Source organism: Bradyrhizobium sp. (assembly GCF_019242285.1).
In the GTDB taxonomy this organism is placed as follows: domain Bacteria; phylum Pseudomonadota; class Alphaproteobacteria; order Rhizobiales; family Xanthobacteraceae; genus Bradyrhizobium.
This window is the reverse complement of record NZ_JAFAVV010000159.1, coordinates 1-6744: the sequence shown is the minus strand read 5'-3', so window position 1 is coordinate 6744 and position 6744 is coordinate 1. Positions and strand designations below refer to the sequence as shown.

Sequence of the window (6744 nt, the reverse complement as noted above, 5' to 3'; positions counted from 1 at the left end):
CAGCAATCGCTGGGCTTTCATCGGCGCCGTGTTTGCACTGAAGGCGCGCTCGGAGTTGAAGCCCGGCGAATATTCCTTCCAGAAGAACGCGAGTCTCCGCGATGTGATCGCCACCATCGTCGAGGGCAAGGTGGTGCAGCATGCCGTCACGATTCCGGAAGGGCTGACGTCCGAGCAGATCGTGAACAGGCTTTCCGACAACGAGATATTCACCGGTTCCGTCCGCGAGATCCCGCGCGAGGGAACACTGCTGCCGGAAACCTACAAGTTCCCGCGCGGCACCCCGCGCGAGCAGGTGATCTCCCGCATGCAGGCGGCGCAGAAGCGCATCGTGGCCGAGATCTGGGAGCACCGCAGCGCCGACCTGCCGATCACGACCCCGGCGCAGCTCGTCACGCTGGCCTCGATCGTGGAGAAGGAAACCGGCAAGCCCGACGAGCGCAGCCGTGTGGCGGCGGTGTTCGTCAACCGTCTCAAGCAGAAGGTCAAGCTGCAGTCCGATCCGACCATCATCTACGGCCTGGTCGGCGGCAGGGGCACGCTCGGGCGGCCGATCAAGCGCAGCGAGATCACGCAGCCATCCCCCTACAACACCTATGTGATCGAGGGCCTGCCGCCGGGGCCGATCTCCAATCCCGGCCGTGCCTCGCTGGAGGCCGCGGCCAACCCGGCCCGGACGCGAGACCTGTACTTCGTGGCCGACGGCAGCGGTGGCCACGCCTTCACCGAGACCTATGACCAGCATCTGAAGAACGTCACCAAGCTGCGCACGATGGAGAAGCAGATCCAGAACGATACGGTCGAGCCGGCCGATGATCCGCCTCCCGCGGCGGCCCCTGCCGACGCGGCGCCGACCGCTGCAACCACCGCCAAGCCGGCCGCCAAGAAGCCCGCACGCGCGCCGGCCCGTCAGGGCGCCGCGCAATCGACGCCGGGGCCCGGGGTCGTGCAGCAATGATCATAATGAGACGGCCGGATCAGGCCCGGGCTATACACTTCTCCTGAAAACGGCCTATGGTCCGCGCGCGCTTTGGCCTGCGAATCTGGCAACTTTCTGTTCAGGAGAACCCATCATCATGCCGCTGTCGAGCATGACCGGCTTTGCCCGCAGTCACGGCGCAAGCGGACCCTACGCCTTCGAATGGGAATTGAAGTCGGTCAATGCCAAGGGGTTCGACCTGCGGCTGCGGCTGCCGCCGGGCTGGGACGAGCTGGAGGGGCCTGCCAAGAAGCGGGCCGCAGAGCTGCTTGCGCGCGGCACCATCTACGCCAACCTGAATGTCAAACGCGCCAACGCCCTGTCGTCGGTGCGCATCAACGAGGAAGTGCTGGCATCCGTGGTCAAGGTCGCCGGCCAGCTTGCCGCCAAGATCGATGCGGTGGCGCCGAGCGTCGATGGACTGCTCGCGATCAAGGGTGTGATCGAGGTGGTCGAGCCGGAAAGCAACGAGGAGGAAGACAAGGCGGCGAAGGCTGCGGCCGCGGGCGCCTTCGACGAGGCGCTCGACGGTCTCGTCGCGATGCGCCGGCGCGAAGGCACGGCGCTGAGCCAGGTCCTGATGCAGCGGATCGACGAGATCGAGGTGCTGGCCGGCAGGGCCGAGGCGACGCCGGGCCGCAAGCCCGAGGCGATCCGCTCACGCCTGGCCGAGCAGGTCACCGCCCTGCTCGAAGCATCGGACCGCTTCGACGCCGACCGGCTCAATCAGGAGGCCTTGCTGATCGCGGCGAAGGCCGACGTCCGCGAGGAGCTCGACCGCATCGCCTCGCATGTTTCGCAGGCCAGGGAGCTGATCGGCAAGGGCGGGCCGGTGGGCCGCCGGCTGGACTTTCTGGCCCAGGAGTTCCACCGCGAGGTCAACACCTGCTGCTCCAAGTCGAACGACATCGAGCTGACCAATGTCGGGCTCGAGCTGAAGAACGTGGTCGAGCAGTTTCGCGAGCAGGTCCAAAATCTGGAGTGATCCAAACCTGGAGTAATTCATGACGGCTCACGGCCATCGCGTGCACGGACTGGAACGGCGTGGACTGATGTTCGTGCTGTCCTCCCCGTCGGGCGCGGGCAAGACGACGCTGTCGCGCCTCTTGCTCGAGCGGATGCCCGGCCTGGAGATGTCGGTGTCCGTCACCACCCGGCCGATGCGGCCCGGCGAGGTCGAAGGCCGTGACTATCTGTTCGTCGATCAGGCGCGCTTCGAGGCGATGGTGAAGCGCGACGAGCTCCTGGAATGGGCCATCGTGTTCGATCATCGCTACGGCACGCCGCGTGCCGCCGTCGAGACCGCCCTGTCGCACGGACGGGACGTGCTGTTCGATATCGACTGGCAGGGGACGCAGCAATTGCGCGAGAAAGCGCGCGCCGATGTCGTCAGCGTGTTCATCCTGCCGCCGTCGGCCGCCGACCTCGAGAAGCGCCTGCATTCCCGCGCCCAGGATACGGACGAGGTGATCCGCCGTCGCATGAGCCGCGCCAGCCACGAGATGAGCCACTGGGCCGAGTATGATTACATCGTGATCAACCGGGAGGTCGACGACGCCTTTGCCGAGGTCCAATCGATCCTCAAGGCCGAGCGTCTGAAACGCGAGCGCCGTACCGGGCTGACCTCATTCGTGCGCGAGCTGCAGCGCCAGCTGGAGAAGTAGCCCCTGGAGCTTCTTCCGTTCCGATGGAATCGGAACGGAAGCTCTAGCTAGCTTCTTTGTTTTGACGCTTTTTCTTCACGCGAACCGGTATCCACTTCGCTCGAAAACGCTTCTAAGCGCTGCACGCTCCGCGCAGCTTTTTCGCGTGAGGCCCTACTGGTGCTGCGCCTGCCTGGCGAAACGCGCAAGGAATTCCTCGATCACCTCGATCCGCTCGACCGGAGCCTCGGTCTGCCGGCCCTGCGTGCGATGACTTGGCGGCGCGAACGGGATGTCGTTCCCCATGGGCCCGAATTCGTCGGGACCGATCGCGGCCAGCGCACCGACATTGACGGCGCTGACCTTGGCGAATTGCGGTTCGCGTGGGGCGGCCGGCTGACGGCTCCTTGACGCCGGCTGTGGCCGTCGCGCGCGCTTGGGCCAGCGGTTCTTGCTGCGCCGCCGACGGCCCAGGAAGCTGGCGAGCCGGTAGACCGCGCTGCCGATCAGGCCGGCGAGCGTCAGCGCGCCGCCGGCGACCATGAGCAGCTTCTGCAGCGATCCAGGGTTCTTGTAGTTCTTGTCGGCCGGCGCCGGTGCTTCAACCGGCGCCGCGGCGGTCGGCACCGAAGCGGGGTCTGCCGCCGTCCGGGCATTGTCGATTGGGGGATCGGCAACCAGCGTGGTCGCGTCGCCGGGTGCGGGGGATGACGGATTTGCGTTGTTTGGCGGGCTCGGCTGGTCGGGCCAGATGACGTCCGTCGCCCGCACCACGGGCGCTGCGACCGGAGGAGCCGGCGCGGCAGGCGCCGTGGCCTGTTGTTGCGCGACGGTCGCCACCGCGGTGCCGGCGTCGGCCTGAACGCGGGGACGCGTGGGCAACTCGGCATAGGCGTCCGACGCCGATGGGCCGGCCGCGGCTTCGATCCTTCGAGAGGGAGCAGGAGGCTTGGCGGACATCGCCGGAACTTGCGCCTCCGCCCGCGCCGGCTTGTCGTCGAGATCGCGGAGGTACCAGCATCGCTGCTGGGTGCTGCGGTCGTTATGGTAGAACCAATGCTGTCCCTCGGGCGCGACGCCGGTCGGCTCCTTGAGGCAGTCTTCGGCCGCGGCGGTCATGGGCAGCGCGGGCAGGATGGCGACGGCGATGGCGGATGCGAATTTTGAGGTTCGATCTGACATACGCATCTCCGGTACGCAACGAAACGCCAGTGTCCGCGAAGCCGGCAGCCCTATCCGCGATCATACCTGCGGATTCCGGGTTCGGAGGGATACTGGAAACCTGCTCTGGTGGTTTAGAAGCTCTCTCGAAGTGCTTGGCGCGCAGATACGAAGAGGGCTTCTGAAGCACCGTGTCAGACCGTCTCGCAAAAGACTTGGGTCGCATTGGGCCGCAATTCCGGAGAGGATTGGGCTTAATTCGGGCTCGCGATTTTTGCGGAACAGCAGCGTGATTTAGGCAACAATGGCGCCGCTACTTGTTCTTGTTTTGGCGTGCCGCTTCCAGCAGCACGTGCATCAGGGGCCGGTGTTATGGGATGCGGGTATCGCGCTGCGGATGGACCGTTCGTCAATCGGAGGGCGAGACCGCGACGATGTCGTCCAGCGGCGGCAGCACGCGATCGATGACCAGCACCGACAGGAGGTTGTCGCCCGAGCGCGCGACATGTGAGATGGGTAGCAGCGGGTGCGTGGCGATGTCCTCGACATCGCTGTCGGGAATGTCCTCGATCCGCAACACCTGGTCGACCGCGAGCCCGGCCAGCGCTCCCTCGATCTGGACCAGGGTGCATGGCGGCGTCTGCGCCGATCCGGCGTCGGCAATCTGGCGCCGCAAATCCAGCACCGGAACGGCGGCATCGCCGACATCGGTCATGGCATGGAAGCCGGTGCCGGGCTGTGGCAACGGGGTCAATACGACGGAGGCCTGGATCCGCTCGACCCGCTCCAGCGGCAAAGCGAGCAGCTCGCGGCCCACGCGCACGGCGAGCAGCTTGCGCGACGATCTCGTTGCTCGCGCGGCGGGCGTGTCGTCCACGGGATGCTCGCGTTGCGGCACCAGGCCCGCGACGATATCGCGAACCTGGCCGGTCAGCGCGGCCGGATCGATGATGCCGATGATGTGCTCGGTCGCATGAACGAAATAGCGGGTCACGCCGGGCATGTCCTGCGTCACCGCGTGGATGTCGGCATGAGGCAGGCGCTCGATGCCGACCGCGCGATCGATGGCGATGCCGATATCGCCAATGCCGGGAATTTCGACGATCGGCACGGTGCTGGGCTCGCCGGCCGACGGGCGGCCGAGCAGGGCCGCCGCGGAAAGCACCAGCAGCGGGGTGCCGCGCCGATCGATCAGGCCTGCGACCCAATCGGGCGCGGCCGGCATCGACCGGATCACGCCGGGAACGAGAATCTCGACGATCTCCCCGATCGGCACGGCATAGCTCTCACCGGCGATTTCGATCATCAGGAGCGGCAGATGCTCGCCGTGATCGGCCGAGGAGGACTCTTCCGTCACGGTCTCGCCGCTCACGCCCACCAGCGCTGCGCCTTCCGCCGCTTCGGTTTCCATCGGCTGCTCGGCGGTCAGGCGGGGATAGTCGAGGACCGACCAGTCGACGTCGAGCGCCGTGAAACGTGCGCTGAGCAGCGGCTGGACGCCACGTTCCGCCTGCTCGATCGTCTCGATGCCTTCCACGTCGACCTGCACCATGCCGGCGACCTGGTCGACACGCAGCGCGCGAACGTCGTCGCTCGCCGCAAGTACGACGAGCACGCCGCCGTCGCGGCTCGGCTCGTCGAGCACCGCGGCGAGCGGCATTTGCGGCAGCACGCGGCCGAGCGCCATCACCAGGCCTTCGACCATCGGTGGGTTGAAGGGTAGCGGCGTCAGCGGACCGGCCTCCTCCACCGAAAGCACGAGGTTGAGCGGCACCGCGATGCGCCGTGTTCCGGCGAGCACGCACAGGAAATCGAGCCGTCGCATGGGTCTGACTATTTCTCCCTGAGCTTCCACGCCCCGGTCCAGTCCGACGGGCGTTGCCGTTCGAGCTCCCGGCAGCGCTGCACCAGGACGCGGGTGATCGGATCATCGGCCTTGATCGCGCCGGCCTCGGCGAAATGGAGCTGGGCGGTTGCGAATTCGCCGGCAAGGTAGGCGGAAACGCCGGCCGCAAAAGGCGTCAGCCACGGCGCATCGGTACCGGACGTTTCGACGAAGATCTCGTGGATCGGTGTCCGGGTCTCCTGTCCTTCGACGAAGACGATGTCGATGAGCCGGGTCGTGGCCGGGCGGCGCAACCGCCTGACGGTCTCGTCGCAGGCGAGGATGGGGCAGCCATAGCTCTTGCAGACGCCCTCGATGCGCGCAGCGAGGTTGGCTGCGTTGCCGATCACCGTGTAGTTCATCCGATCGGGCGAGCCGATCCGGCCGGCGATGACCGGTCCCGTGGCAATGCCTATCCCGATCTTGAGCTGTGGAAAGCCGGGCTCAGCGTTGAGCAGCGAAAGCGCGCGAAGCATGTCGCGCGCCGCCGCCACGGCGCGGTCGGCATCGTCGCCATGCGAGGTCGGGACGCCGAACAGGGCCAGGATGCCGTCACCGACGAACTTGTCGATGGTGCCGCCTTCGGCGCCGATCACATCCGCCATGTAGGTGAAATAGCGGTTGAGCAGATCGACGACCGCGTGCGGACCCAGGCTCTCCGCGAGCGACGTGAACCCGCGTATGTCGGCAAACAGGATCGTCGCTTCGCGCAGTTCGCCGCCAAGCTCCTCCCTGGGGGCCGCAAGCCAGCTCCTCGCCACTCCCGGCGACATCGTCTTTTCGAGCAGCGATCGCATTCGCCGCTGCTCGGTCGCGTCCTCGATGATGAGCAGCGCGCCGCGGGACTCTCCGCTCGCGCCGGCGGGCCGGATCGTGCGGCGAATGGCGATCCAGCCGCCGTCCGCTGCGGCAAAGTCGGTGTCATCAGGCTGACGTTCCGCTCCACCGCCGATCACGTCCCAGATTTCGTCGCCGAGCGCCTGATTGAAATCACCGCAAAGGCTCCTGACCGTCGCGCGCCCGGCCATGAGATCCGATCCGCGCAGGATCCGACCCGCAGCGGCGTTGGCACGCAC

General features: G+C 66.8%; 6 protein-coding genes. 3 read left to right on the top strand and 3 right to left on the bottom strand.

Features of this window, described 5'->3' with window-relative positions:
* The 3 genes from mltG to gmk all read left to right on the top strand — a co-directional run.
* Window positions 1-958 (top strand): endolytic transglycosylase MltG (gene mltG / locus JOY90_RS05875; protein ID WP_291690208.1); only part of this gene is annotated, 958 nt, incomplete at its 5' end.
* Window positions 959-1076: 118 nt separating this feature from the next.
* Entirely contained in the window at window positions 1077-1964 is an 888-nt protein-coding gene (locus tag JOY90_RS05870) for a YicC/YloC family endoribonuclease (RefSeq protein ID WP_291690207.1), read from the top strand.
* Between the two features lie 19 nt (window positions 1965-1983).
* On the top strand, window positions 1984-2643 hold the full coding sequence (gene gmk, locus JOY90_RS05865; protein ID WP_291690206.1) for a guanylate kinase: 660 nt from the start codon (window positions 1984-1986) through the stop codon (window positions 2641-2643).
* A gap of 153 nt (window positions 2644-2796) precedes the next feature.
* Here gmk and JOY90_RS05860 read toward each other — a convergent pair whose 3' ends face one another.
* The 3 genes from JOY90_RS05860 to JOY90_RS05850 all read right to left on the bottom strand — a co-directional run.
* A complete protein-coding gene (locus JOY90_RS05860; protein WP_291690205.1) occupies window positions 2797-3804 on the bottom strand; it encodes a hypothetical protein in 1008 nt (335 codons plus the stop codon).
* 388 nt (window positions 3805-4192) lie between these two features.
* A complete protein-coding gene (locus JOY90_RS05855) occupies window positions 4193-5608 on the bottom strand; it encodes a chemotaxis protein CheW (protein WP_291690204.1) in 1416 nt (471 codons plus the stop codon).
* 8 nt (window positions 5609-5616) lie between these two features.
* Window positions 5617-6744, bottom strand: a 1128-nt coding sequence (locus JOY90_RS05850) for an adenylate/guanylate cyclase domain-containing protein (protein ID WP_291690203.1), incomplete at its 5' end; no start/stop codon positions are given.

Excerpts from the sequence above, each read along its gene's own strand:
- JOY90_RS05870 (WP_291690207.1), top strand. The coding sequence starts at position 1,077 with ATGCCGCTGTCGAGCATGACCGGCTTTGCCCGCAGTCACGGCGCAAGC.
- gmk (WP_291690206.1), top strand. The coding sequence starts at position 1,984 with ATGACGGCTCACGGCCATCGCGTGCACGGACTGGAACGGCGTGGACTG.
- JOY90_RS05860 (WP_291690205.1), bottom strand. The coding sequence starts at position 3,804 with ATGTCAGATCGAACCTCAAAATTCGCATCCGCCATCGCCGTCGCCATC.
- JOY90_RS05855 (WP_291690204.1), bottom strand. The coding sequence starts at position 5,608 with ATGCGACGGCTCGATTTCCTGTGCGTGCTCGCCGGAACACGGCGCATC.